This window comes from Chryseobacterium sp. II3a, from assembly GCF_057815135.1.
This window is the reverse complement of sequence record NZ_JBYPZJ010000001.1, coordinates 871640-897454: the sequence shown is the minus strand read 5'-3', so window position 1 is coordinate 897454 and position 25815 is coordinate 871640. Positions and strand designations below refer to the sequence as shown.

The following is a 25815-nucleotide window of genomic DNA, read 5'->3' as shown; positions in this document are numbered from 1 at the left end:
GGGATTTGAAAATTTAGCTTTCGATGACCTAACAGGATTCGAACACCAAAAATTCACAAAAAATCACATATTTTTCACTAAATTGTTTTCAATTGTTGTTCAAATGCAAACAAGGAAATTTCCTTTAGAAAATGATTTATCTTCTCATCATTACCTAGAACCGCATCGGGCTTAGTACCGTCTGTTAACGATTTTTTCTCCTCCCGCAGCATCCACGTGTGAGCATTTCCGTAATTGAAGTTTAAGATATCTCCAAAAAAAGTAGTAACAAATCTAGATTTTATCTCCTCTTCTTTTAAACTACCTAACTTTCCAGACTCCAACTCTCTACTAAGTGATTCAACGAGATTTTTTATTCGCCGAATATTGGGTACAGTAGATAATTTAAAATCATACAAAAACTTATTTAGAAAGAATTCGGAAAAAATAGGTTTATTCATCATAGATTACTTGTAATTACAAATTCAAAACATAGCATATTTGACTCCTTTTAAGAATCAATTTTGAGATAAATCTTTAACAGTATAAATATTAGTAGTAGCAAAAATATCTGTAGCTCCAATTAGTTTTTTAGCGGCATCGACATCTGCATTAAAATATATTACCACAAGATCCTTTCTCGCCCGTGAGCAAGAAACATAAAAAAGTCTTCTGGTTCTAGCTATCACATTATCTTTTCCATCTTCAATATTTTTTTCATCTGTATCTGAAAGAGGAATAATACCAAAATATTTATCATATGAAAAAAGATTATGAGAACTTTCATCATCATCTAAAATTGTAATGACTTTTTCGAATTCAGCTCCTTTGATACCTTGCTGTGTCGCAAATGGAGATCCATCATCACAGTATTTTTTATAACCTAAGAATTCGTTTGCTCTACATGCAAAGTATCTTTGCATTGCATCGATTTCAATAGCTAAAGAATCATCATCACCATCATTTTGTTCAATAAACTCGCTTGCTATTGTTCCGTTTAAGTGGGCAACTATTCTTTCATCCAATACGATCAGATTATTATCTTGAATAATTTTAAATACATCTAGTACAGTAGAATTTGATGAAATATCCATCATCTCTATTAATTTGTCAGTGGCTATTTTTAGATCAACCAAAGCCTTTCGTAGTTCGGTCCCTTTTAAAGCCCCATTTGATAATTTTGGACATTGATTACGAAGAATATTTAAAATATCGAAATTTGATCCCTTATTATAAAATTCTACGACTGGAAGAACAAAATTCATAAATGGCTTGAGTGGCCAAGCACTACCATCAAGAAGTCCATCTCTAAATGCAGAAGGCGCAGCGTCATTCATTGAAGAATAAAGATTAGGGAATCCCAATCTGATAGCAGCCATTCTATGGACAATGACTAAAATTTTAATATCATCGGACAGCCATGATACATCTTTTTGAGTTTCAGCCATCCATTGTTGAACTTTGTTCACATTTTCAGTTCGAAATTCATCGATTGGTAATATAAATATTTGTGAACTTCCTTCTACAAGTTCACCTTCCTCAATACGTCCTCCTATTTGCTCTAATCCATCTGCTGGTTTTCTAATTGCATTTACAGTTTTTAATACTTGTTGTGAGCATCTAAAATTCTCTGGTTTAGTAATCGTCTCCCATTTCTCCTCAATAGGAATTTCTCCGACACCAGTCGGGAAAATTTTCTGCATGGAATCCCCAAAAAAACCCAAACAAAATGTTTCGCTATGTAATGAATCAATTTTTTTTAATGAGGTAACTATATTTGGAAAAGTATCCTGGCTCTCATCAACGAATATATATGGATATTTTTGACTAACAATTGTACCAAGCATTTTATAATCCTCAATCATTGAAATGGCCAATTTAATAATATCATCATGTCCAAGAATACCTTTGCTATAATTACTACCCGTACCATAACCAAAATAAGGTATATTTTCGATTGTTAATGCTTGAGAATTTAATTTTTCTAATTGTCTATAAAGCTTATCTTTGGATATTCTTGTACGTGGATTATCTATTTTTGATTGTATATCAAACTGTTTTTCACCGATATGCTTGATCACCCACTTCTTAATATCTTTTTGGAAAGGTTTGATTATAGTCCAAAGAAAGCTATGAATAGTAGAAACATGCACAAGAGGATTATTTTCAACATCATTCCAAATTTCTTGTGCAGCTATCTCAGTATAAGTAATACAAGCAACCTGTTGCCCTCTTCTTCTCAAAACATCCCCCTTTGTTGTGATTATATGATTTAATGCTTTAACAAGTGATGTTGTCTTACCTGAACCTGCACCAGCAATCATTTTAAAACTTACTCGAGGAAATTTGTCTAAACAGGTTTTTAATTTAACATCAGCTTCAGTATCGGGAGAATTTAATCTTTTAGTCATTGGATTGTTTTTTAGAATCATACTCGGCGCCAGTCATATCACTATGAATATTTTCCTCCAGTATTTCTGTAGGTACAATTGGAATATCAACCTTTACTTAACAGTCTAACCATTTTAGCCCTTCTTCTATATATTTAGGCACAATCCAATCTTCTGAACTTGAAGATAAAACTCCTAACGCAAAACTTGTTTTGTTAAATGAATTAGATTTTACACGCTTATGTATTTTTTCAGTTAGTTCAGTTATACTTTTAGGCTTAGTTCTAAGTTTTAATCCCACATGTTTTCCATCCGATGACTGACACCATTCTGTGTTTTCTAAACCAAAAGCTTCCTCCAAGGTCCTACCCACTACCATATGTTTTCCACCATCCCAAATTATTTCCACCATTCTTTGAAATGTAATATATACTGTTGACAAACTAGTTTCTGTTGGGTTCTGAATTAGATTTTCACTATTGCAAGCTAAAAGATCAGAAATTAATATTTTCTTAGGCAGCCATCTAATAAGTGTTTGGTTAGAAGTAATTGCATTTTCAAAGTCAGGCAGGCATGCCTTTCCTATAAGATATTTTTTTATTGTTTCTCCAGATTCAGCAGATTCAGAAATTTCCAATTCAACATCATCGTCGTCGTCGTCATCTGTATTAACACTACCATCTATTGTTTTTTGTTTTACACTATCAAGATCAGTAATGACTAACGCTGGTATACCTAAAAATTCGATCAAGCTTTTAAACTTATAAGCATAAGCTCCACCGACTTCTAAAATACTCAAATAAGCTTTAGTTAAATTATCTGCACATTTTTCAATCATCGCTGGTAATAATATTCGTTCAACATTTCCTTCAACCAGAATTGCAGCATCTGCAAAAAAAAGATCGCAATGTGTCATTTTCATATATCTTTCAAAAAAATATTTTTCTGGTTCATCCTTATAAAATGTAGAAAGATTTAAAGCAACAGAATGTTGGTCAGTGCCCGCAATCCCCTCTCTTCTAAAATATCTTACAGGTTTAAAGCCTCTTTCATACAAAATATGGGGTGAATGTGTTGTTACTGCTAACTGCATTCCATAATAATAAGCATCTTCACCTGTAATCTTCAAAATATTTAATATTTGCCTTATAAAGACTTGTTGTAGCTGTGCATGCAGATGAGCCTCAGGCTCTTCAATTATAATCAGTTGTAATAAGGCTCTATCTTCTTTTTCATCTATCCATTGGGCTTGCAGATCTAATAATTCTACAACCATGTATATTAAGTTCTTAAAACCTAAACCATTATAGTTATCAGGCAGCGTAAGTCCGTTTGAAGTCCCATCCATAGAATAATGAACCTTTGTATCTTGGCTCATTATAGTAGTTGGATTCAAAGCAGATTTAATAACTAGATGAGGATTAGAAATACCTGGATATCCCAATTCTCCAAGCTTTTTTAGCATATCAGCAAAAACACTTTTTAAATGCTCATTCAATTGGGTCTCAGAATCAAATAAAGCACTTAATGCATCATGGTCATCTTCTCTTTTTTCGAGGTTTCTTTTATAAAAACGGCTCAGACACTTAGAAAGATCTTCAGATCTAGCATTTGAGGCTAGATCTGAAAGATATCTTTGAGCATGTAAAGTGTCTACTCTAAGTAGTGATTTTACTAATGGTTTACTCTTGTCATTTTGTAATAAAAGTGGTGTATAGTTTTCTTTCTGATTAAATTGTTCATCAAATTTTGATTGATCTAGGGAATAATATCTAAATTCATACTCCTGACTTAGGTGCTTACTTAAAAAATTGATCAGATCTTTAGGCCAAGGCTTATATTGTTTATCTTTTTCTTTTGGCACATATTTAGCAACCTTAGCTTTAGATTCCATAAATCTAACTAATGTTTCCCGACTACTTTTAGGCTGAAATATAATTCTAAGTCCAATTATTGAACCTTCCCAAGTTAACTCTGGCAAAAGATATAAAACTCTGTGCAAATCAGTTTCTCTGATGTTGAACCATAAATCTAAACTTATTTGTGGAAGCTCAATATCATCAATAATACTCTGATCAGGATTATCACCAATGTTATTAATAATTGACCAACAACTTGAATTGAAATCATAAATAGTGAATTTATCCTTTTGATTGTTTACAAACATATCTAAGGCATGAGTAGCTGAGGTTTTACCACTGTTATTAGCTCCAACAAGAATAGAAATATCAGACTCAACATCCACAAGAATATTTTTAAAACGGCGGAAGTTTTGAATCCTAAAACAGTTAATTTTCATGGTTAGTTTTGAGATTTTATTAATCATAATATTAAGAAAAATTCATATGCAATCAAAACTCAGAAAATCATTTTTTAATTACTAAAATTAAGAGAGCTCAAACCACTAAAAAAATAATAAAAAGAGAATTATACAATTTGTTTATTCCGGCTTAATATAAAATATTTTATAAAGTCTATTTGAAATTTTCATTATATAGAACCTTTATTGAACTGTATTATTCATCAAATCTGTCAGTAAGAAAATTTAAGATATAAACAGACATCTTACGAAGCCTTTGCTTAAATATCTAATTTGATTCGTAGACTTTGTTCCTTTACAAAAGATGATAATGATAGATAACCTAACAGAATTCAAACAAAAACACATCGTAATTAAATGATTCATTTTCAATGCATTAATATTAAAATATTTTCTATATCAGCAAAAAAAGAGTTTGGATAGCGTCCTGTCAAGTTCACAAAAAACTACAAGGCGCCAACTGAAGACAGTTGGCGCCATTTTTTTATAATCTTTTTGAGATTATTTAAATCACAAATATCAACAATATGAATTCATAAAAATATCTTTTTCCATTTTCCAATCGTATTACGGCTCATATTGAATTTTAATGCTAATTGTTTATTATTCAATTTATTTATTTTTTGGTAGTCAAGAATTTCTAAGATAGCTTTTTTATCATAAGACCGATGTTTCTGATTCAAAATAAAATATTCATTTCCCCCGAATATTCTTTGATTTAGTTTAATAACATCCAGAGTTGATAGTATTTTTTTCTCTAATATAGATTTAAATTCCATTTTTCTCTCCGGATACCTTCTATCAATCAAGTCATTATAGATTCGTCTGTAATCAGGTTTCAATATTTTTTTTTGTATTTGTCTATCCATTTATGTAAAGTAGTTTTTGGAATTCTATAATCTTCTATTACCTGTTTTATAGTTTTATCTCCAGACTCTACAACTTCTACGAGAAAATCTATAACCTCTTTTGTATAAATATTTTTCCTGAATACAGGCAATGAATGCTTTTTACCGAATATCTTAGTTTGCTTAAGGGAAGCTGGTGGGGAATATAATATAAGATGCTGGGAATATAGTCTGAAAAAATCGTATTCAAGAAGCTTAGACCATCTAAGAAGAGTTTGTGTGTCTAAAGATTGTTGAATGTACATATTTTCAATTTCCATAGCATTTAAACTGAAAAAATCACAAATTCTTAAAATATCTATCCCTGCTTCATCGACCCTTATTTTAATCAGATTCCCTATGTGTATCTCTTTATATAAACTCATTATTCCGATTTATAATCTTTGTTAATTCACTTTCTAAACATAGCTGCTGAGCATTATTTAATCTATAAAATTTGAATGATTGGCTATGGAAACTCGAATTGTATACTTCTCCTCTTTTAAACGATATTTTAAGATTTGTTTCAAATAATGTCCTTTTAATTTTGTATTTAGCAAGTCTTTGTTTTGGAAATTCTGTAAGCATCTTTGAATTATGTATATTTTTTTTCTTAAAAGGATGGAAAATAGCAATACTAAGAACCTCACCCGTGCTGTCAATTTCTATTCTATTAGTAGAAATTAGATTATTAATTACTCCAATCATTATAAGTGTAAGAAAAATGACGATTAATATTATTTTCGAAATATTGAAAATAAAAATTAGAAAAAGTAGACCTAGAAAAGCAGCTGTGAGTACAAAACAGTTTACTATTAAAAATGTTCGTGCACTGCTATAATTATTAAATTTCATAAAGGTTCTATAAGATTTTTTAAGGATATTAAAATCTTGCCTTCTTTATTATTATATATATTGAAGTTGTGTTTTTTCTATTTTGAAGAAAACAAGAAGGCAATTAATTTTTATTTATCATTGTTGCTATTAAACAACAGTAATATTAATCGAATAATCCCTTAATTTGATGCCCAGAAAGACCAAACTGAGCCATTAAAAAAAGCTAATCTTTTAGCACCAATTTTATTAATATACACCATCATGCCAGGTGAGGGACTGGGGATATTGTTAACATCGCTTACAATAGGTATAATCATCGCTTTTGTTACAGACTCCAATACTAATACTCCATCTGCAGAACTGGTGTTAGATCCAATAATAACTTTTGCATTAGTATTTTCGATATTATCTGTTTGTTGAGTAAGAACTGCTCCCATGTTACCGTCTTTCCCACTTAGATCCTGCCAAGTCCCATTATAATATTTAATTCTCGCTTTTGAAGAGTTGGAAGCATCCAGCAGTATTGTTCCAGGAGTAGCTGCATTAGGTAGACTTTTTACGTAAGGCAGGATAATACCTTTATTATTTGTGTTTGCAAACTCCAGCAATACGGAAGTTTTATTGACTGCTGTTCCTATTGCATCACCAAAAATCACTTGAGCAAAAAATATTTTATACAAAAATATTGCACTTAGCATTATAATTTTTTTCATATTGAATGGTTTTAATTTAAATGAGGAATAGTAATTATGGACAAGACGGGATAGAAAAACATTTCCAGGCACCATCGCTATATATTTTCAGACATTTTGCTGTAGTATCATATACCATCATTCCCTCTTGTGGGGCTGTAATTCCGGATAATCCAGTGGTTGGAACCCTGGTAATCACAAAACCCTTGGTATTGGATTCTAAAACAGCGTGTGCTGATTTTCTGATCATTGGCCAATTTCCATTATTGGCGCCAGCCCTTTGCTGTAGGGTTATACCAAATTTTGTATCTATACCTGCATTTGTATTTATAGCCGGATTATAGCAAGAGCAATTCCCTACATTTACGACTAATTTTGATTCGCTGACACAACCACTTGCATTGGTATGATTATAAATAATTTCTGCGGTTCCGGAAGCTCCATAAACGGCTGAAGCAAGCCCTGTACTCGGGTTGATTGTAACTAAACTTGGATTATCTGACCTCCAAACCCCTCCTGCCAGAGAATTTGTAAACTGGTATTGTGTAGGACTACTACTCATATTACTGCACATAGTTGTTAACCCGCCTGCCATTTCAACGTTGGGTATCTCCGGAGGAGCCGGTGCAAAAGTGATATCATCAATGGCAATATCATTTCCATCACCTCCCACTGAATTATTCTTTAAAAATATCTCTCCGGTTGTAGAAGTTGCAGTAAATGTAAAACTATACCTCTTCCACACAGTAGATGAAATATCACCTGTATTAATAGAAGCCAGTAAAGTTCCATTATTAGGATCCACTATTCCCATTGTAACATTTGGACGTATGGGAAATGATGGACCTAGATCTGCAACCCAAAAGGCAAATTCATACTTTGTACCTATAGATAAACCTGTAACCGTTTGCCTAAAGAAGTCATCCGTTGCATATGAAGCATTGAAAAGTGCAAAGTAGCCATTAGGATCATTAGGAGTATGATTTAACAAAGGCGGCACCGGTCCACCCGCAAACCATCCGGCACTTGTTTTAGCTAAAGTATAATAGCCATCAGCCACTTGTCCGTTAGCAAAATAATGATATGAAGTAAATCCTTGTGCAGCATCTCCATAAGAAGAAGCACCTTGACCAAAAGTTAAGATATAGTTTGTAGCACAAACAGCAGGGGTTACTATCGAGTTTTCTAAAACATTACTGTAAACTACATTAACCACTTCATTGGCAGAAACATTTATTGTAGAAGTGGAACTCGCCAAATTTACAGAACTGTTATTAGTAGGATCATATAATTTGATATCACTATTATTCCATCCCGACGGAACTATCTCAGAAAGGTTGTAAATTCCTGCCGGAACCGGAATCATGATAGAATTACCATTTGTACTAGTTCTTACTCTTTCATCATCTAGCCAATCACCTGTGGAGGTTTTGGTATAAATGGTATGCTGAATAATTCCTGGATTATTTTTATTGATAGACCAAACCTGATCACTAGCCCCTGCCGTAAGACCATACAAATTTCTTGATTGTGGATTTGTGCTCCATGCACTCCCATTATATTTATAAATATTTACAGCAAAACTAGCATATATATTACCGTCATTAGTGATAGCAATATCACGTCTAATATCTACCGGGTTATTTGAAGGTGCATTTGTAACAAGAACAGGAACTGCTGAAGAGGGATCCGAAGATGATATTCTGTAAATATTTCCATCACCATTGTTCTTTATAAAAACAACGTCCCCTGTACCTGGTTGCACATCTAATCGAAATGGAAGACTAATCCCGTTATTCATTACTTTAGAAAATACAATCCATGAGTCATTAGTTCCATCTCCTGTGTATTTGTAGATCATTCCATTATCACCCACTACGGCTATAATTCCTGTAGGTCCACCAGAAGCAACATCTACAATTCTTACATTAGAATGGGAAGCAGGTGACCAGATAATAATAGAACTTCCATTATTATACAATCCCACATTACCAAGTACATCAGAATATACAGCAGTATTCTGCCCTATTCCATCTACAGATTTTACATTAGTAACTGAGGTTCCAAGCCAATTAGAGCTACCCACTGGTCTCGTATAAATTGTTCCGGCAACAGTATGTACTTCTTGTGCATTACTATTATTATTGACAACTGTCCATAACTGCCCTTCTCCTGCATCATGACTATTTCCTATATCAAATGAATTAAATCCTTCTGGTTTATCATTAAGGGTAAAATTGGCAACAGAATTGCCTCCGGAATCGGTTAAATTAAAATTAAAATTAAGTGACGCCACTTCACTTATAGCCTTTTTGTGAACATAAATATATCCGTTTTGAGCCTTTATGTTTTTGCCAAAAAGACAAAAAATAATTAGTCCGTAAATGTGTTTTTTCATTCCTTAGATTTGTATTTTTTTGATTCTAGTCTATATTAATTAGTGTTTTTAAAATGATATTATTAAGACATTCAAAAAAGCGTATTTAATACTTTTTATCATTAATAGTGTCCTTGTTTTCCGAGTAGATATTCGAACCATATTCCTCGATTGGGATATGGCGATTTTATACAATATAAAATGTCGTTTTTGAATAAATATTTACAACGCAAAACTAGTATTGATGTTAGAGAATAAAAACAAAAACACTATGAAGTAGCAGGAATTGAGATAGCCCAATAAAACCATAAACAACTAAGGATCAACAGTCTTTAATTGTATAATAGTTTTTTTTAATATTATTGAAAATTTAGAATTTTGGGACAGGTAGAATCATGAGTATACTCATAATTTAAAATTTGCATTTGGAAAAAAGAAAAAAAACAGCATGCAAATACATCACTTAAACAGCAAACCTGAAAATTATAATATAGATATTTTGATTAAAAAAGATTTTCTACTAAGATTTAATTTTCTGTTCCTCAGTTAAAAAACTAATGTATTGGCTAGGAGAAATATTCTTAATTGATTTAAAAATACTTCCAAACTGACTATGAGAATTGTAGCCACACATATCGGCTAATACAGAAATCTTATATTGTAGTAAGTGAGGGTTATCGTGAAGCTCTTTCACAATATAATTGATCCGTTGGGTATTGATGTAGTTGTAAAAATCCGAATTCCTATATTTTTTTATAATATAATTAAGATACTTTGTATTAGTTTTAAGCATTACAGACATTTGTGCAGCAGAAATTCCTTTAGTTATATAAAGTCTTTTCTTTTCAAAAGCGTCCAGTTTTTTTAGAATTTCTCTTTCTGTTTCCTCGCTTATTAAAATTTTTTCCTTTGAAGAATCACTTACACTTTTTTGAGATTCTGAAAAAATAGTAGTCTCTGAAAGCGGACTTTCAAGCTCCTTAATGATTTTTTGATATGTTGATTTTATTTTTTTATTTTTCGCCCTAAAAATGAAAATACTACAGATGATTAATACAATGATAATACAAATAAAAATGATCAGATTAAGCTTTATATTTTCTTTTTTTTCTTTTATGTTGTTTTTATCCTTAGTGGTTTCTTTTATTGTTAGATTTTTTGTAACTGTAATTTGAGAATTGGTAATACCAGAAATGATTTTCAAAAATTTTAATTGCTCTGTAGGGGTATCTATATTGGCTTCTAACCTATTCATTAGAATTTCTTTGATAACAATTCGTTCTACATGTGGATGAGAATAAGCCAAGTCAAAGTTTTTTCTCGCCTCGTACAAATTATTGTCTTTGAGATTAATAAGTGCTTTGTCCAATAAATAAAACTCATAAAAATTTATAGGAGATTTATCTTTAATACTTTTGAGAGTAATTTCAGTTTTTTTTAAAGTTTCTTTAGCCTCATCAATTCTACCACATCTGATTTGTTCATAGCACAATTGCACCAGCAATGTAAAATCGAACCGCTTCTTATACTCTACATTAGAGAGAGTATTGGACATATTGTCTGGTATCTTGCTGATATGTTGAATATACTTTTTTCTGCTATCTGCCGCTTTGCAATAATCACCATCAATATCAAAGATTTTTGCTTGAGTGTATAATAAATTTGCAGTCTTAATAAATGGGCTTGATTCATTATCAAGCTCTTTTACCAATTTCCACGTTTCCTCGGATTCTACGATTAGTCCTGCTCTTCGGTATGAATTTATAAGTGAATATAATATCGTTATTCGATTTTGGACAGAGTCGCTCTTCTTCATAAGAGAATCTGCTTTTTGCAAAATTGTTACAGATCCCAAATAATTTCCTTGTCCATACAGGCAATCACCCAAATTAGAGTAAGCAAGAGCCTTTTCATAGTCATTCTGTGCGTATTTAAGCATATTTTTTGCTCTTATCAGCAGTTTATCCGGACTATATGATTTATCATCGTATTGTTGATAGAATAATTTTCTCTTATTTACATCAATTTTAGCCTGAGAAGAGACTTGTATAAAAAGGAAAAGAGTACTAAAAATTAATAAAAACCTTATCATTTTATATTTAACCTTATATGTTATTTGCATACTCCACATAAATTATTGAAAATGTTCTTATTACCATTATATTCTTATTGTTTAAGCTATGTTTTTTTTAATATCAGCTGACCAAAACTAATATTTAAAAACCAGATTTCAAAGTATAAAGGATGATATAATAGTGGAGGTATTTTAAAATATTAATAGAGGTAAAATTAATAAACACAGTAGATAAAAATTATTAATCAAACTGGTATACATTTGTTGGTGAAGCAAAAGTTTTCGCAAAGATCAATTATATACATAAATATCCAAATGAAAGCAATAATTCTTGTTTAATTTGACTCAAACGAACTAAATCATCTATAAAAGTGTTTGAAGATACGCTCGTCTTGTCACTTAAGGAGACAACTATTTGATAGTTGTCTCTCTTTTTTTACGCATAAAATACTCTATATCAAACTTTTACAGCCTGATATTTTATGGTTTGAATTTTTTGATCTGTGAAGTGAAATCCCTAGGCCATCTGAAACAGACAATCTAAAGTGCTCTATCAGAGATTTCATCGGTATTGAAGCGTAATTTGAAATCCCATCATTGGGAGACAAACTTTTACCTTCGTAAAGACCTTGTATGGCTTCTGCCTTGAAACGTTCAAAGTCGAATGGGATCTTTTTCTTTCATAACCGTGTCGTTTGAATAATTGAATATAAATAATCTTATTGAATTATTCCTCTGACACAGTTCAGGCTACAGTCTCATATATTTGCCATTTTTAAGTACCTTATTTTTCAATTCTTAATAGATTTCATATCAATAACAAAGCGATAACGAACATCTCCTTTTTCCATTCTTTCGAAGGCTTCATTTACATTTTGGATATTGATCACCTCAATGTCTGATACAATTCCTGTTTTGCCACAGAAATCCAATAATTCCTGAGTTTCTGCAATGCCTCCGATAACAGATCCCACTACAGAACGTCTCATATATAAAGGAAGGGTGCTGAATTTCTTTTCAAAATCACCAAAATATCCTACCAATACCAATGTTCCATCAGTTGCTAACGTGTGCATATAGGGCGTTATATCATGATCATAAGGAACAGTATCAATAATCAGGTCAAATTTTCCGGCAACAGATTTCATCTCCGTATCACTGGTAGATATAACCACATGATCTGCTCCAAGTCTTGTAGCATCGGCAGCTTTCTCAGCACTTCTTGAGAACAAAGTAACTTCTACTCCAAGCCCTTTTGCCAGCTTAATTCCCATGTGTCCCAATCCTCCAAGACCAATGATGGCTACTCTTGATCCTTCTCCTACTTTCCAGTGTCTTAGTGGTGACCAGACCGTGATTCCTGCACAAAGAACAGGTGCGATAGCAGCTGCATCTACGTTTTCGGGTACTTTCAGAACAAAATCTTCATCTACCACAATCTTTTCTGCATATCCACCATACGTTGAACCTCCTAAATGTTTATCAGCACCACCATAAGTTACAGTAAAACCATTTAGGCAATATTGCTCCAAATCTTTCTGGCAATTCGGGCATGTTCTGCATGAATCCACCAGGCATCCTACGGCAACCAGATCGCCAATACTATATTTAAAAGCTTCCTTACCTACTTTTGTTACCCTTCCGACAATTTCGTGCCCCGGAACAACCGGATAGGTTGAACCTCCCCAATCATTTCTTGATTTATGAAGATCTGTATGGCAAACTCCACAATATAAGATCTCAATTTCTACATCCTTGGGCTGCACTTCACGACGCTGAATATGCATTTCTCCCAAAGGAATATCCTGTGCTGCCGTACCATATGCTTTTACTGTAAATGAATCCATATTTTTGTTTTTTAAATTATTCTGATGTCAAAGACATCTTTATTTATACTGATGCAAAGCTAAAAGCACCAGCTTTCTGAATTAGAATACAAATCACTTTTATATAGAAACATTTTACTGATGCAAAACAATATTGTATGGGGTATGCTCATTATAATCCTGTAAATTGTTTCATTCTTACTGTAATAAGTTTCATTCCTCTATTAAGTATTTCCTTATTTTTGAATAAATAATGCAATGGCGAAATCCTATAACATACCATCCTTTTTAAAGTATATTAATGTACAAGGCTCCAATAGTGATGCTATCCAGGTGATACATTATGATGAGCATGAGAATTTACTTTTAAAATCTCCAAATGTAGAACTTGAATTCTATGTAATTGCCATCAAGAACAATATTGCAGTGCAACCACCTGTTGAAGAAATGTCAAGCTCATGTCTTTTTCTGGATAAACCGGGAAATAATATGGAATGGGATCTGGAGCATCCTTTTATAGGATATGGAATTTTTGTCAATCCAAAACTTCTGGATAAGTTTGCAAAAGATTACACCTTTACAGGGTATACGCGCCATGAAGCCCTATTTCTGACAGATCGAGAGAGTAAAGTACTGTATGACCTTTTTATAAAAGCTTATGAAGAATATCAGCGGGAAGATTTCTCTCAGGATATTTTGGTTTCGTATGCTGTTCTCATTCTTTCCTATACCCAAAACTTTTACGAACGTCAGTTTGAATCAAGAAGCAAAGTTTACAATAAAGTAGTTGCTGATTTTTATAAGGATCTGGATTGGTATTTCGGAAAAGACAATGATATAGATACCTTTCCCACGGTTGCTTATTTTGCAGATAGAACCCACCTTTCTGTTAATTATTTTGGAGATGTAATTAAACACTTTACAGGACAGTCGCCAATAGAACATATTCATCAGTATATTATACAGTCTGCAAAGGCTAAACTCAGAGATACAAAGCTTAGTATTAATGAAATAGCCTATAGTTTAGGTTTTGAATACCCAACCTATTTTACCCGGTTCTTTCGTAAAAAAACAGGAATTTCACCCAAGGTATTCAGAAATCAGTAAAATGTTTCTGTTTTAAAGTATTTTGTTTTCAAATATAGCATCAACCTCATCATAACTTTGTCTTATCAAAATGAACAAACATTTAATAAGATACAATATGAAACCAGAATCAAGATACTTTAAGAATAAAGAATTGAGTATAGCCGCTAATATCTATACTCCGGAAAATTTTGATGCCACAAAAAAATATCCTGCTATTGTAGTAGGTCACCCTGCCGGAGGAGTAAAAGAACAAACCGCAGGAATCTATGCCGAAAAAATGGCAGCTAAAGGATTTGTCACCCTTGCTTTTGACGCTTCTTACCAAGGAGATAGCGAAGGAACACCACGCCATCAGGAAAATCCACAATTCAGAGTAGCAGATATAAGTGCTGCAGTGGATTATCTAACAACTTTACCATACGTGGATGCTGATCAAATAGCAGGAATCGGAATCTGCGCCAGTGGTGGATACTTTGTAGCTGCAACGAAACAAGATCATCGTATTAAAGCTTTAGCAATCGTTAGCGCAGTGGATATCGGTGAGATGTACCATAAAGGATGGAATGGACAGGGAGGAACAGTAAATATTTCTGAAACATTAGCTTCCGCCAATAACCAAAGAACAGCAGAAGCCAATGGAGCCGACCCAATCTATTTAAACTGGGTGGGAGAAAGAAATGAAGCCTGGGGAAAAGAAGCCACAGATGGATATGACTATTACAAAACGCCAAGAGCACAGCATCCTAATTCTACAGGAGAATATCTGTTAACAGATTTACCGGGTCTTATTGCGTTTCATGCTTTTGATCGTGTAGATACTCTTCTTACACAACCTTTACTTATTATAGCCGGCAGCAATGCTCTTTCAAAATGGAACAGTGATTTTCTGTATGAAAGAACTGCCAGCAAAACAAAAGAACTTTTTATAATAGATGGAGCCAACCATTTTGATCTGTATGACGTATCCACTTATGTAGATCAAGCCGTTGACAGAATCAACACCTTTTTTGAAACTACTCTAAAAAGCAATTCATAAAACAAACAAATTTTATAACAATAAAAATATTAAAAAATGAAAAAGTCAGTAAAATTCAAAGCAATGTATTGGGATATAGCAGCAGATCTATTATTCCCGCCAGATTTCGATGAAAACAAAAAATATCCTACTATTATCAGCACCCACCCTATCGGAAGCTGTAAGGAACAGACTTCAGGAAATGTGTATGGACAGGCATTTGCTGATGCAGGATTTGTCGTATTAGTTCCAGACGCTTCTTTCCAGGGAGGAAGTGGTGGTGAGCCTAGGTTTTTAGAAGATCCATCATTCCGTGTAGAAGATTACAGTTATGCCTGTGATTATCTGGTGACTCTTCCGTTCGTAGATGAAAAGAGAATCGGAGTTTTAGGAATTTGTGGTGCCGGAGGTTACTCTATCAATGCTACAATGAAAGAACGTCGTATCAAAGCTGTTGCCACAGTAACCGGAGCTAATTATGGCCGTGTAATGCGTGAATTCGGTGATCCGATTGCTAATCTTGAAGCGATTGCGGAACAGAGAACAGCAGAAGCAAGAGGAGCTGCTTTAAGAGTGGATCAAGGTCTTTATCCTACTTATGAAATGGCTAAAGCTGATAATAATGCAGACATTGATCTTCTGGAAGCGACTGAGTATTACCGTACTTCCCGTGGTGAGAGCGCCAACGGGGTAAACAAAACATTATTCTCTCATAATGCAGCGGCCCTAACCTGGGATGCTTATAATCTTGCTGAAAAATTACTAACCCAACCGTTATTAGTCATTGTGGGACGTAAACCAGGAGCATTCGGAGCATACAGAGATGGATTTGAAATCATCCGCCGTGCTGCTTCTCAAAAGAAAGAATTGGTAGTGGTTGATGGCTGGTCACATTATGATCTTTATGACAAACCGGAACCGGTAAAAATTGCATTGGATAAACTTATCCCTTTTTACAAGGAAAATTTATAATTAAATAACAAATGAGGTCAGATGAGTTCTGACCTCATTGTTTAAAACAACATAAAAAATGGAAACAACAAAAGTTTTGGTATTGGGTGCAGGCGGAGCTATTGCTCAACATGTCATTGAATTCCTTATTCCCAATAAAAATATTTCATTAACATTATTGGCTAGAAATGCAGATCACGTGAAAGAGTCTACCTCATCTTCAAACATCATTCTTGGTGATGTCCTGAATCAGGATGTCCTTACGGTAGCCATAAAGGAAAGTGATATTGTATATGCCAATCTTGCAGGACAAGTAGATAAAATGGCTTCAGCAATTGTCAATACAATGGAAGCTAATGCTAAAAAAAGGCTCATTTTCGTAACCTCTCTTGGTATCTATGATGAGGTTGCTGGTAAGTTTGGAGAATGGAACAACAGGATTATTGGTTCTGAGCTGGTAAGATATAGTAAAGCGGCTCAGATTATTGAGAAATCCAGTCTTGATTATACCATTGTCCGCCCTTCATGGTTAACGGATAAAAATGAGACCGATTATGAAACAACACAAAAGGGAGAACCTTTTATTGGAACTGAAGTTGCCCGAAAAGCAGTAGCGGCTTATATCGCTAATATTATACAGCATCCTGAAAAAGATGTTCAGGCCAGTGTAGGTATCAATAAGCCTGGTGTTTATGGTGACAAACCGTCATTTTATTAAAATAGTAATCTCAATCCCCGTACTAAGGGTTGAGATTTTTTTTCAATTATACCAATAACAAAACACCATCATTCAAAATGACTTTATGTATTCCTACTATTTCATGTTAATTAAAATTAAGAACTAACTCAACAGGATTCAAACTAAAATAATCAATTTACAATATCATAATTATCAACCACATACATCTAAAACATATTCCAAATCTTTTAAAAATTGGTTCGATGTTCCCACCAGCAAGTTCACTTAAGGAGACAACTATTTGATAGTTGTCTCTCTTTTTTCATACATAAAAGTCTATATATCAAACTTTTGCAGCCTGATATTTTGGATCAGGTACAAAACTTGGGGATGATTACAAAAACCCCCTCCTATGTAACTGAGCGTAAAAATATAACGCAAACAACTATATCCATGTAAGACAATTACTGTTAGTTTATTAGTGTTTAAGTAACTGTAAAAAATTAATTGAATTGAGCTCTATACTGCTGTGGACTTTGATTTGTTTTTAATTTAAATAATCTACTAAAGGACTGAGGCTGTTCAAAACCTAATTCAAATGCAATTTCGGAAATACTTAGAGCTGTAGTAGATAACTTATTTTTAGCACGGTAAATCATTTTATCATGAATAATCTGTTGCGTGTTTTGCCCTGTAAGATTTCTTAATAAATCACTTAAATAACTTGCTGACATATGTAGCTGACCAGCTAAATAATGAACGGTTGGGACTCCGGTATTCAGGACCTTATCACTATTAAAATAATCCTCCAACAACTGATCGATACGATCGGTAAGACTGGGATAGTTTTGTTTTCTGGTAAGAAATTGCCTGTTATAAAAACGCTGTGCATAGTTTAATAATAATTCAATTTGAGATATGATCACATTATGGCTCATGTCGTCTATTCGATTTTCAAGCTCTTCTTCTATATCTCTGAATAACGACAAAATGGTTTCTTTTTCTTTCGCAGAAAGGTGCAGCGCTTCATTAGCAGCATAAGAGAAAAAGTGATACTGGTGGATCTTTTGTGCCAATGGGTATTGCAGTAAAAAATCAGGATCTATAAGTAATGTGATCTGTGGACTCAGTATTTTTTGCACTTCAGTTTCCTCTTTATCGTTATCATCTATCGAGGATAGAATTTGTTTTGGAGCCACAAAAAACAAACCTCCCTCTTTAAAATCAAATTTAGTCTGACCATACATTAACTCTCCTCCGGCATCCGGTTTAAAAGCTATTTTATAATAATTCAGTACGTGTGATTTATTAGGAGCACGACCTTTAAGTGGTTTATCTACACCGTTTAGCAAAACAATTAAAGGATGCTTTGGAGGTAGAAAACCCGATACCTTCATTACTTCAGCCAGCGTATTAAATCTTTTTACGGAATGATTCGTTTTTTTTGAAGCCATGTTATAAAAATTCTAGATTACAAGGTAAGCAATATTCGCTTTTCCACACTAAAAAGAAAAGCGAATAGAACGGAAAGTTTGCTAAAGGCAGCATAGATCATTAGCCTTGGGCCGCTTCAGATATCGGTTTCCAAGTTTCCCATTCCTGGATACGTTCTGAATAGATTTGTTGGATATGTGGCAAATCGTTTTTACCCAGAAGTAATCTCAACGGCGGATTTTCAGTATCGACGACAGCAAATATAGCGTCGGGAGTGGCAATAGGATTTCCACGTTCCAGTTTTTGTAAATTTTCCATCAGACTGCTTTTTAAATCATCATAATCCGCTAGTCTTTTGCTAGCTATTTTCAGCGATTCAGCACTACCAAATTCAGTACTATATGCCCCCGGTTCAATCAGCGTTACTTTGATTCCAAATCCTGCAACTTCTTTAGATAAGCTATCGTAAATCGCTTCAAACGCAAATTTTGAAGAACAATAATACCCGATAAGAGGATTACTATAGATGCCAACGGCGCTGGATGTCCCCAAAATATGGCCATGCCCCTGGACCCGCAGTATTGGTAATGCTGCCTGAATTACATGGATAGGTCCTATAATATTGGTTTCGTACATGGCTTTAACCTCATCAGTACTGCTCTCTTCTATGGTTCCCACTAAAGAATATCCGGCATTATTAAATACAATATCTAATCTTCCAAAATATTGGTTAGCCTTGCTCATAGCGTTTTGCACCTGTGAGGCATTGGTTACATCTACTTCAAGTACCAAGACCTGATCGCCATACTTTTCTTTTAAGGCAGCAATACTATTGATATTACGTGCTGTAGCAGCTACTTTATCTCCACGTTTCAAAGCAGCTTCTGTCCATATTTTTCCAAATCCTCTTGAAGATCCTGTAATGAACCAAACTTTTTCTTTTTGTCTATTTTCCATTTTTTAATTGTATTAATATTAATGCAAAGTTGCTTCTAAACAGATATATTTGCGTTGCCGGAATGAGGATTATCCTAACCAAAACAAAGAAAAACGAACAACTGATTTTAGGAACTGTTTTGTTCGTCTTATTATTTACATCTAAATAGGTAGGTCCAATTTTAAACTGTTTGATTTTATTAGGACACTTGCTCTATTTTTATACAATCACATGCTCTTTTGAACAAAGTTAATTAGGCCTTTTGAACAAAACAAAATAGGTTAAGCTTCTCTAATTTTGTTTCATAACAATTAAACGTATTCAAAATGGAAAAGAATAATTATCAGGGAGCTCAACAACAACCTATCGGTTCAGGCTTCAATGCAGTTTCAACAGCCAATGATGTCATTCAAAACATCAATCTTACCGGAAAAGTCACCATAGTTACAGGTGGCAATACTGGAATTGGACTGGAAACCACAAAAGCTATCGCAGCAGCAGGAGCTACAGTAATCGTAGCTGCACGTGATATTGAAAAGGCAAAGAAGAATCTGGAAGGAATGGAAAATATTGAAATTGCAGCAATGGATTTGATGTCTCCCACCTCTATTGATTCCTTCGCGGAAAACTTTATCGCGTCAGGAAGACCTTTGCATTTACTAATCAACAATGCGGGCATTATGTGGGTACCACTTCGCAGAGATGAACGAGGTATAGAATCTCAGCTGGCAACCAATTATTTAGCTGCGTTTCAGCTTACCTCCGGATTATGGCCTGCACTTAAGAAAGCCAACGGATCACGAGTCATTAATGTTTCTTCTCACGGTCATCATTTTGCGTCTTTTAATTTTGATGATCCTAATTTCCTGCATAGAGAATATGAAACTTTACAAGGCTATGGACAATCCAAAACAGCCGTCAATCTTTTTTCGATGGAACTGGATGTGCGAGGACAATCTTCCCATATCAGAAGCTATGCGGTTCATCCCGGTTCTATTGGCGGAACAGAATTAGGCAGGGAAGCTCCATTGGAATTATTTCAAAAAATGGGTTTCATGGATGCAGAGGGCAATATATTACCTGCAGTAGCGGCATCCTTAAAAACTGTTCCCCAAGGAGCTGCTACAACAGTTTGGTGTGCTACCAGCCCTTTACTTGATGATATAGGTGGAGTCTATTGTGAGGACGGGGACATCGCTGTACTCTCATCAGATATTACCGATCAGAAAGGAGTAAATCCTTATTCACTGGATGAAAACAATGCTAAGAAACTATGGAAACTGACGGAAGAGATGACGGGTATCCGTTTCAATCCATAAATCCTGATAATTTTCTGAATGTTTTATTGAACTTATTCTATTAGCTCTGTAAGGCCAGGCCAGAAATCATGGACAAAATCGCGTTAAATGAAGAACTGGAAAACCATCTGATACAAAGCATTCAATGGGAAAGGCAGAAGTCGCTGATATGATCCATTATTTAATAAGTGAAAACGCAGGCTTTCTAACCGGAGCCAAGTTTCTGGTGGATGGCAGACAATCTATTTAGAATTAATTACAATCATAAAAGAGAGGCAAGATAGCCATTTTGCTTCTCTTACATGAACTTTTAAACAAAGTAAATGATGTTATTTCTTATATTTACCTTATTGATTTCCTTCTTAAAAAAGCAAAAATCATGGAATACCAAGCCCGATACATTACCGAAGATATAAAGCTTTCAAGCTACGAAGACAAGTTTTTCAAATCGGATATTATGTTTGAAGAGCATATGCTGGTCTGGTTTCTTTCAGGAGAAACCAAAATTGTACAGGCTGATGCTACTTATACATTTGGAAAGGGGGATATTTTTCTAATTCCCAGAAATCAGCTGGCTACTATTATTAACTACCCTAAAGACGGAGAACCCCACAAAACTGTGGTCATGCATTTATCATTAGAAACATTAAAGAATTTTTATGCAGACAAGAATATAAATCCTCAACCCAAAAATTCACCGAAGATTTTTTGTTTCAATAATCACCCTCTGCTGGAAAGCTGCCTGGTATCACTTATTCCCTATTTTGACATGAAGGAAATCCCTGTGGATATTGCTTCCATTAAAATCACCGAAGCCATCAGTATTCTCAGAACCCTGAACCAAGAAATTGATCATGTACTTGCTAATTTTGAAAAACCCGGAAAAATCAATCTTGTCGACTATATGGAAAAAAATTTTATGTTCAATCTTCCGCTGGAAAAGTTTGGTTACCTCACAGGCAGAAGCCTTACAACATTTAAGCGGGATTTTAAAAAGGATTTTACCATGACTCCACAACGGTGGTTAACACATAAACGTTTAGAACTTGCTTATTATCAAATTACTGAAAAGAAAAAAAAGCCATTGGAAGTTTGCTATGAGGTAGGATTTGAAAACCTCTCCCATTTTTCATTTGCTTTCAAAAAGCAATTCGGGATTTCACCAAGCTCTTTAGTGCCTTAAATTTTTATAGTAAATCTTCTATCAGTCAATTTCTATAGCTCCATCTTACATGGTTATAAGCATGAGCTGGCTCGATGGTACAACGGAGGATGTACTTAATTGTATACTGGATCTATGAAAATGAAAGAACTAAATTTAGCCATTGATTTGTAGATAGTAAAAAGTACATTACTTAGACATTCATAAACCTATCAGCGTATATTTCTCTCGGTTAAAAGATGATTAGCTGATAAGATTGGTATGGCCTTAAATTACCTTGAAAAATTCCGTTGGTTGTTTAGCTGTAATATTTCTTTTTTAGCCAAAGACTTGCTTTAACCAGTAATATGAGTACCGGAACTTCTACAAGTGGACCTATAACCCCTACAAAAGCTTGTGGTGAGCTAATACCGAATACTGCAATAGCTACCGCAATAGCTAGTTCAAAATTGTTTCCAGTTGCTGTAAAAGCTATAGAAGCATTTTTGTCGTAAGGAACTTTCAACGATTTGTTTACAAAGAAACTTACAAAGAACATAAGAACAAAATAAAGTACTAATGGAATAGCTACTTTTAACACATCCATGGGTACTGCTACTATTTTTTCACCTTTAAGACTAAACATCAGGACAATTGTGAATAATAATGCGTACAATGTTATTGGTGAAATTTTCGGCACAAATTTTCGGTTATACCATTCTATACCCTGGGATTTTACTAAAAAGTATCGGCTTAAAAAACCAGCCAGAAAAGGTATACCAAGATAAATAAGTACACTTTCCGTAACATCCTTCATAGATACACTTACATTGAAATTGGCAAAACCTAATTTACCCGGAAGTATATTGATGAACAACCATACAAAAAAGCTGTAGGTGAATACCTGAAAAATACTGTTTAAAGCGATCAAAAGTGCGGCATATTCTCTATTTCCTTTTGCTAAATCATTCCATACAATTACCATGGCAATACATCTGGCCAAACCAATTAGTATTAATCCAATCATATAATCAGGTTCATTTCTCAAAAACACAATAGCGAGAACAAACATTAAAATAGGTCCTATTATCCAATTTAGCAATAATGATATACTGATTACCTTTTTATCTTTAAATGCTATTCGTAAGAGGGAATAATCTACTTTAGCCAATGGCGGATACATCATTAAGATTAATCCAATTGCCAATGGGATATTGGTTGTACCTACCGATAGAGAATCTGTGACCTTTGAAATGTTCGGAAAGAAAAATCCTAAACCTATTCCAATCGCCATAGCAAGAAATATCCATAAAGTGAGGTATCTATCAAGAAATTTTAATTTTGGTTGCATAATCTTTTAATTTATTCCTATTATTTTGCTTCTATCAACACTGCGATCACTGACCACTGTTAATGCAGCCCGCCCTACCATAATATTGTCAATGACAGCAGCTATCCGAATATCTTTTAATTTACTTTTGTCCCAATCTTCCCAAGTTGGTACTATGGTCTCAAAAGTAGCATTACCTGTTTCAAGACCTTGTCTATATATTTCTGCAATTTCTAAAAATACCTCTTGATCAATTGTAGTTATCTGCATGCTATTTTTTTATAAGTGAAAAAACATAAAACATTTCTGCAGCTATCTGTAAACTTCTGTTTCTGTAGACTTGCGTCTGTTCTGCAGTGTTATCAGAAGCTTTAGGATCTTCATATTTTATAGGAAATCTGGCTTCTGCCCCAAAAACTAAGGGGCATCCTTCATCAGCATTGTTGCAGGTCATTATAGCAGCAAATTCATTTTTAGGATTGAATTCATTATTATATTCTTTGGAAAAACAGATGATAGCTGATTCATTTTGTGCATACTTTACAGCATAAACTGGATTTTCTGTTTCGCTGAGTTTTTGGATCTGAAAACCTTGGTTATTCAATGTTTCTACTACTTTTGGAAACATGGCAGTTGCTTCTGTACCTCCTGAATAGCAATATAAATTCTTAATGCCAAAATGATAAGCCATTGTTTGTGCCCAGATCTGTGACAAATGGCTTCTTCGACTATTATGCGTGCAGATGAAATTCAACCGGACGCTCTGATTCGTTTCTACTTTGCTTTGTATGTAATTTATCAGTGGCTGTAAAACATTTTTTCTTTCCTCTGAAATAGTATCAATAGAAACCTCATTAATACTTTCTACAATTTTTTTGTTCATTTTTAGTTGTTTGATTGGGAATTCTCTAATGTGATTATCTATATTTAGTTGATAATATGTGGGTTATTAGCAGCATCCACCGCCTGGTGTACAAGAATTGTTTTGGTTTACAGCAAGTTCGGAAAGATTTTTCTTTTGTTTTTCAGAAGGTATTCCACATGTATCTTGAGCCAAACATGTTGTGGTTTTAGTTTTCAGGACAAATGTTTTTCCATTGAACTCAAGATCATACTTACCAATCGTATCACTTTGATATTCCACCTCGATCTCAGAGTCTTCAATTCCTAATTTTTCCTCAGAAAGTCTGATAATGTTCAGTAATTTTCCAGGCTTTAAACGGTGCTCATAATCGTCGGCATTCCATAGCTGAAAGTTTACAGCTTTTTCATCACGGATTACTCCACCACAATCAATGAACTTTTTATTGATCTGCCCCACTTCGGTAATATGAAAGTGTTCCGGTACAAAGGTTCCATTCTCTAATTGAAATTCAACATTTTCTAATGTTGGAAGGATTTCTTTAATTTCTGATAATTTCATTGTTTTTACTTTATAGTTATAATGCAATATTGCGATATTTTAATCAAATTGATTCTATTGTATTTAGATTCATTACTATGAATGGAAAGGCATGAAAGTTTTAATTTGTTGACCTTTCTTCTAAGTTATTTCCAACCGATCACTAATTTTGATGACCAGTAGGACAGCAATAGCTTCAAATGGAAACTGTTCACAACACGATATACGATATATTCCCATCCCGGTAAGTCCCATTAATAGATCTACTAACTTATTTAACGTATAGATCCATGTAATGATCTCGCCTTCTATCAAAATGCAACCCACAGAAACAAACTGCTGTTTTCAACATTCATACATAATGAGATAAGGATACCTGTAAATAAAATAGGCCGGACATTATTTGTAAGATCTTCAAAACGGTTTTCTTTATGTTTATAAGGCAATATTATACGAGTGAAAATATGCCATTAATACTGATAGCAACGAATAAGAGATCAACAATACAAAGATGTTATGAAAGCCGTTTTTCATATTGTTAACAGCATTTCTGGCTGGTTACCGTGAATATAATTTTTGAAAAGTATTCTTTCATAATATCGAATGTATTTTCGTCAATACAGTAGCAGACTGAATTACCTTCAATACTCCCTTTTATTAATCCTGCATTTTTTAGCTCCTTTAAATGCTGTGATACTGTTGGCTGCGCTAGTGGTAGTTCATTGACAATATCTCCGGTTATACACGTGTTGACTTTTAATAAGTATTCTATAATAGCCACTCTTGCCGGATGTCCCAAAGCTTTAGCAATAGTCGCAATTTGGTTCTGACTGTCTGTAAAATGATCTGTTTTTGTAGCTCCCATAAATAATTATTATATTGCAATATTACGATATTAAAAATAAATTGAAAAATTTTCCAAGATTTTTTTCAATTTTTATTTGGATATAAATTAGGATGTTTAGCTAAAGTCCTGTAAAATAAATAGTCTCCGTTTGAAAAGATAGCGTACTGGCTACATCTAAGGAGTTTTTACACACTATATCATACCTGACCGTATTCAAATCTGAATGGATTTTTTAAAACCCTTCATAAATCAGGCAAAAAACTTCTAAATCCACAAAAAAAGGTTCGATGCTCCAACCAATGAATTCACA

21 protein-coding genes are annotated in these 25815 nt (G+C 33.8%); 6 read left to right on the top strand and 15 right to left on the bottom strand.

Translation table 11 applies throughout. From position 1 onward, the window contains the following. Nucleotides 1–77: 77 nt before the first annotated feature. The 8 genes from AC3HD6_RS04010 to AC3HD6_RS03975 form a co-directional block, all read right to left on the bottom strand. A complete protein-coding gene (locus AC3HD6_RS04010) occupies nt 78–443 on the bottom strand; it encodes a hypothetical protein (RefSeq protein WP_488895186.1) in 366 nt (121 codons plus the stop codon). A gap of 54 nt (nt 444–497) precedes the next feature. Beyond that, nucleotides 498–2390: a UvrD-helicase domain-containing protein gene (locus AC3HD6_RS04005; protein ID WP_488895185.1), complete on the bottom strand. Its 1893-nt coding sequence runs from the start codon at nt 2388–2390 to the stop codon at nt 498–500. 97 nt (nt 2391–2487) lie between these two features. Beyond that, nucleotides 2488–4668 carry an ATP-dependent nuclease gene (locus AC3HD6_RS04000; RefSeq protein ID WP_488895184.1) on the bottom strand — a complete coding sequence of 727 codons (2181 nt, stop codon included), beginning with the start codon at nt 4666–4668 and terminating at the stop codon, nt 2488–2490. Between the two features lie 859 nt (nt 4669–5527). Further along, nucleotides 5528–5962 (bottom strand): transposase, encoded by a 435-nt coding sequence (locus AC3HD6_RS03995; protein ID WP_488895183.1) that lies wholly within the window; start codon nt 5960–5962, stop codon nt 5528–5530. Between the two features lie 630 nt (nt 5963–6592). Continuing rightward, nucleotides 6593–7126, bottom strand: a complete 534-nt coding sequence (locus AC3HD6_RS03990) for a hypothetical protein (protein WP_488895182.1) — start codon at nt 7124–7126, stop codon at nt 6593–6595. Between the two features lie 34 nt (nt 7127–7160). Beyond that, a complete protein-coding gene (locus AC3HD6_RS03985) occupies nt 7161–9503 on the bottom strand; it encodes a hypothetical protein (RefSeq protein WP_488895181.1) in 2343 nt (780 codons plus the stop codon). A gap of 499 nt (nt 9504–10002) precedes the next feature. Next, a complete protein-coding gene (locus AC3HD6_RS03980) occupies nt 10003–11604 on the bottom strand; it encodes a helix-turn-helix domain-containing protein (RefSeq protein ID WP_488895180.1) in 1602 nt (533 codons plus the stop codon). 743 nt (nt 11605–12347) lie between these two features. After that, nucleotides 12348–13403 (bottom strand): NAD(P)-dependent alcohol dehydrogenase, encoded by a 1056-nt coding sequence (locus tag AC3HD6_RS03975; protein ID WP_488895179.1) that lies wholly within the window; start codon nt 13401–13403, stop codon nt 12348–12350. A gap of 237 nt (nt 13404–13640) precedes the next feature. On the opposite strand from AC3HD6_RS03975, the gene AC3HD6_RS03970 reads away from it, so the two are divergent. The 4 genes from AC3HD6_RS03970 to AC3HD6_RS03955 all read left to right on the top strand — a co-directional run bounded on the left by AC3HD6_RS03970 (nt 13641) and on the right by AC3HD6_RS03955 (nt 17155). Beyond that, nucleotides 13641–14489, top strand: a complete 849-nt coding sequence (locus tag AC3HD6_RS03970) for a helix-turn-helix domain-containing protein (RefSeq protein WP_488895178.1) — start codon at nt 13641–13643, stop codon at nt 14487–14489. Nucleotides 14490–14586: 97 nt separating this feature from the next. Beyond that, entirely contained in the window at nt 14587–15507 is a 921-nt protein-coding gene (locus AC3HD6_RS03965) for an alpha/beta hydrolase (RefSeq protein ID WP_488895177.1), read from the top strand. Nucleotides 15508–15543: 36 nt separating this feature from the next. Beyond that, on the top strand, nt 15544–16458 hold the full coding sequence (locus tag AC3HD6_RS03960) for an alpha/beta hydrolase (protein WP_488895176.1): 915 nt from the start codon (nt 15544–15546) through the stop codon (nt 16456–16458). 58 nt (nt 16459–16516) lie between these two features. Further along, a complete protein-coding gene (locus AC3HD6_RS03955) occupies nt 16517–17155 on the top strand; it encodes an NAD(P)H-binding protein (RefSeq protein ID WP_488895175.1) in 639 nt (212 codons plus the stop codon). Between the two features lie 464 nt (nt 17156–17619). On the opposite strand, the gene AC3HD6_RS03950 is transcribed toward AC3HD6_RS03955, so the two are convergent. Both AC3HD6_RS03950 and AC3HD6_RS03945 read right to left on the bottom strand, forming a co-directional pair. Beyond that, complete coding sequence (locus AC3HD6_RS03950; protein ID WP_488895174.1) at nt 17620–18570, bottom strand: helix-turn-helix domain-containing protein; 951 nt, start codon at nt 18568–18570, stop codon at nt 17620–17622. Between the two features lie 100 nt (nt 18571–18670). Further along, a complete protein-coding gene (locus AC3HD6_RS03945; protein WP_488895173.1) occupies nt 18671–19507 on the bottom strand; it encodes an SDR family NAD(P)-dependent oxidoreductase in 837 nt (278 codons plus the stop codon). Nucleotides 19508–19813: 306 nt separating this feature from the next. On the opposite strand from AC3HD6_RS03945, the gene AC3HD6_RS03940 reads away from it, so the two are divergent. Further along, on the top strand, nt 19814–20806 hold the full coding sequence (locus tag AC3HD6_RS03940; protein WP_488895172.1) for an SDR family NAD(P)-dependent oxidoreductase: 993 nt from the start codon (nt 19814–19816) through the stop codon (nt 20804–20806). Nucleotides 20807–21164: 358 nt separating this feature from the next. Beyond that, entirely contained in the window at nt 21165–21968 is an 804-nt protein-coding gene (locus AC3HD6_RS03935) for a helix-turn-helix domain-containing protein (RefSeq protein WP_488895171.1), read from the top strand. A 277-nt stretch (nt 21969–22245) separates the two neighbouring features. Here AC3HD6_RS03935 and arsB read toward each other — a convergent pair whose 3' ends face one another. The 5 genes from arsB to AC3HD6_RS03910 form a co-directional block, all read right to left on the bottom strand. Beyond that, nucleotides 22246–23277 carry an ACR3 family arsenite efflux transporter gene (gene arsB / locus AC3HD6_RS03930; protein ID WP_488895170.1) on the bottom strand — a complete coding sequence of 344 codons (1032 nt, stop codon included), beginning with the start codon at nt 23275–23277 and terminating at the stop codon, nt 22246–22248. A 6-nt stretch (nt 23278–23283) separates the two neighbouring features. Continuing rightward, on the bottom strand, nt 23284–23526 hold the full coding sequence (locus tag AC3HD6_RS03925) for a GNAT family N-acetyltransferase (RefSeq protein WP_488895169.1): 243 nt from the start codon (nt 23524–23526) through the stop codon (nt 23284–23286). A 1-nt stretch (nt 23527) separates the two neighbouring features. Continuing rightward, a complete protein-coding gene (locus AC3HD6_RS03920; RefSeq protein ID WP_488895168.1) occupies nt 23528–24139 on the bottom strand; it encodes an arsenate-mycothiol transferase ArsC in 612 nt (203 codons plus the stop codon). A 66-nt stretch (nt 24140–24205) separates the two neighbouring features. Beyond that, nucleotides 24206–24679: a DUF6428 family protein gene (locus AC3HD6_RS03915; RefSeq protein WP_488895167.1), complete on the bottom strand. Its 474-nt coding sequence runs from the start codon at nt 24677–24679 to the stop codon at nt 24206–24208. Nucleotides 24680–25196: 517 nt separating this feature from the next. Continuing rightward, nucleotides 25197–25523, bottom strand: a complete 327-nt coding sequence (locus AC3HD6_RS03910; RefSeq protein ID WP_488895166.1) for an ArsR/SmtB family transcription factor — start codon at nt 25521–25523, stop codon at nt 25197–25199. Between the last annotated feature and the right edge of the window lie 292 nt (nt 25524–25815).

Excerpts from the sequence above, each read along its gene's own strand:
- AC3HD6_RS03925 (WP_488895169.1), bottom strand. The coding sequence starts at position 23,526 with ATGCAGATAACTACAATTGATCAAGAGGTATTTTTAGAAATTGCAGAA.
- AC3HD6_RS03980 (WP_488895180.1), bottom strand. The coding sequence starts at position 11,604 with ATGCAAATAACATATAAGGTTAAATATAAAATGATAAGGTTTTTATTA.
- AC3HD6_RS03965 (WP_488895177.1), top strand. The coding sequence starts at position 14,587 with ATGAAACCAGAATCAAGATACTTTAAGAATAAAGAATTGAGTATAGCC.
- AC3HD6_RS03985 (WP_488895181.1), bottom strand. The coding sequence starts at position 9,503 with ATGAAAAAACACATTTACGGACTAATTATTTTTTGTCTTTTTGGCAAA.
- AC3HD6_RS04005 (WP_488895185.1), bottom strand. The coding sequence starts at position 2,390 with ATGACTAAAAGATTAAATTCTCCCGATACTGAAGCTGATGTTAAATTA.
- AC3HD6_RS04000 (WP_488895184.1), bottom strand. The coding sequence starts at position 4,668 with ATGAAAATTAACTGTTTTAGGATTCAAAACTTCCGCCGTTTTAAAAAT.
- AC3HD6_RS03995 (WP_488895183.1), bottom strand. The coding sequence starts at position 5,962 with ATGAGTTTATATAAAGAGATACACATAGGGAATCTGATTAAAATAAGG.
- AC3HD6_RS03920 (WP_488895168.1), bottom strand. The coding sequence starts at position 24,139 with ATGAACAAAAAAATTGTAGAAAGTATTAATGAGGTTTCTATTGATACT.
- AC3HD6_RS04010 (WP_488895186.1), bottom strand. The coding sequence starts at position 443 with ATGATGAATAAACCTATTTTTTCCGAATTCTTTCTAAATAAGTTTTTG.
- AC3HD6_RS03960 (WP_488895176.1), top strand. The coding sequence starts at position 15,544 with ATGAAAAAGTCAGTAAAATTCAAAGCAATGTATTGGGATATAGCAGCA.
- AC3HD6_RS03945 (WP_488895173.1), bottom strand. The coding sequence starts at position 19,507 with ATGGAAAATAGACAAAAAGAAAAAGTTTGGTTCATTACAGGATCTTCA.
- AC3HD6_RS03955 (WP_488895175.1), top strand. The coding sequence starts at position 16,517 with ATGGAAACAACAAAAGTTTTGGTATTGGGTGCAGGCGGAGCTATTGCT.
- AC3HD6_RS03990 (WP_488895182.1), bottom strand. The coding sequence starts at position 7,126 with ATGAAAAAAATTATAATGCTAAGTGCAATATTTTTGTATAAAATATTT.
- AC3HD6_RS03950 (WP_488895174.1), bottom strand. The coding sequence starts at position 18,570 with ATGGCTTCAAAAAAAACGAATCATTCCGTAAAAAGATTTAATACGCTG.
- arsB (WP_488895170.1), bottom strand. The coding sequence starts at position 23,277 with ATGCAACCAAAATTAAAATTTCTTGATAGATACCTCACTTTATGGATA.
- AC3HD6_RS03970 (WP_488895178.1), top strand. The coding sequence starts at position 13,641 with ATGGCGAAATCCTATAACATACCATCCTTTTTAAAGTATATTAATGTA.
- AC3HD6_RS03910 (WP_488895166.1), bottom strand. The coding sequence starts at position 25,523 with ATGGGAGCTACAAAAACAGATCATTTTACAGACAGTCAGAACCAAATT.
- AC3HD6_RS03935 (WP_488895171.1), top strand. The coding sequence starts at position 21,165 with ATGGAATACCAAGCCCGATACATTACCGAAGATATAAAGCTTTCAAGC.
- AC3HD6_RS03915 (WP_488895167.1), bottom strand. The coding sequence starts at position 24,679 with ATGAAATTATCAGAAATTAAAGAAATCCTTCCAACATTAGAAAATGTT.
- AC3HD6_RS03975 (WP_488895179.1), bottom strand. The coding sequence starts at position 13,403 with ATGGATTCATTTACAGTAAAAGCATATGGTACGGCAGCACAGGATATT.
- AC3HD6_RS03940 (WP_488895172.1), top strand. The coding sequence starts at position 19,814 with ATGGAAAAGAATAATTATCAGGGAGCTCAACAACAACCTATCGGTTCA.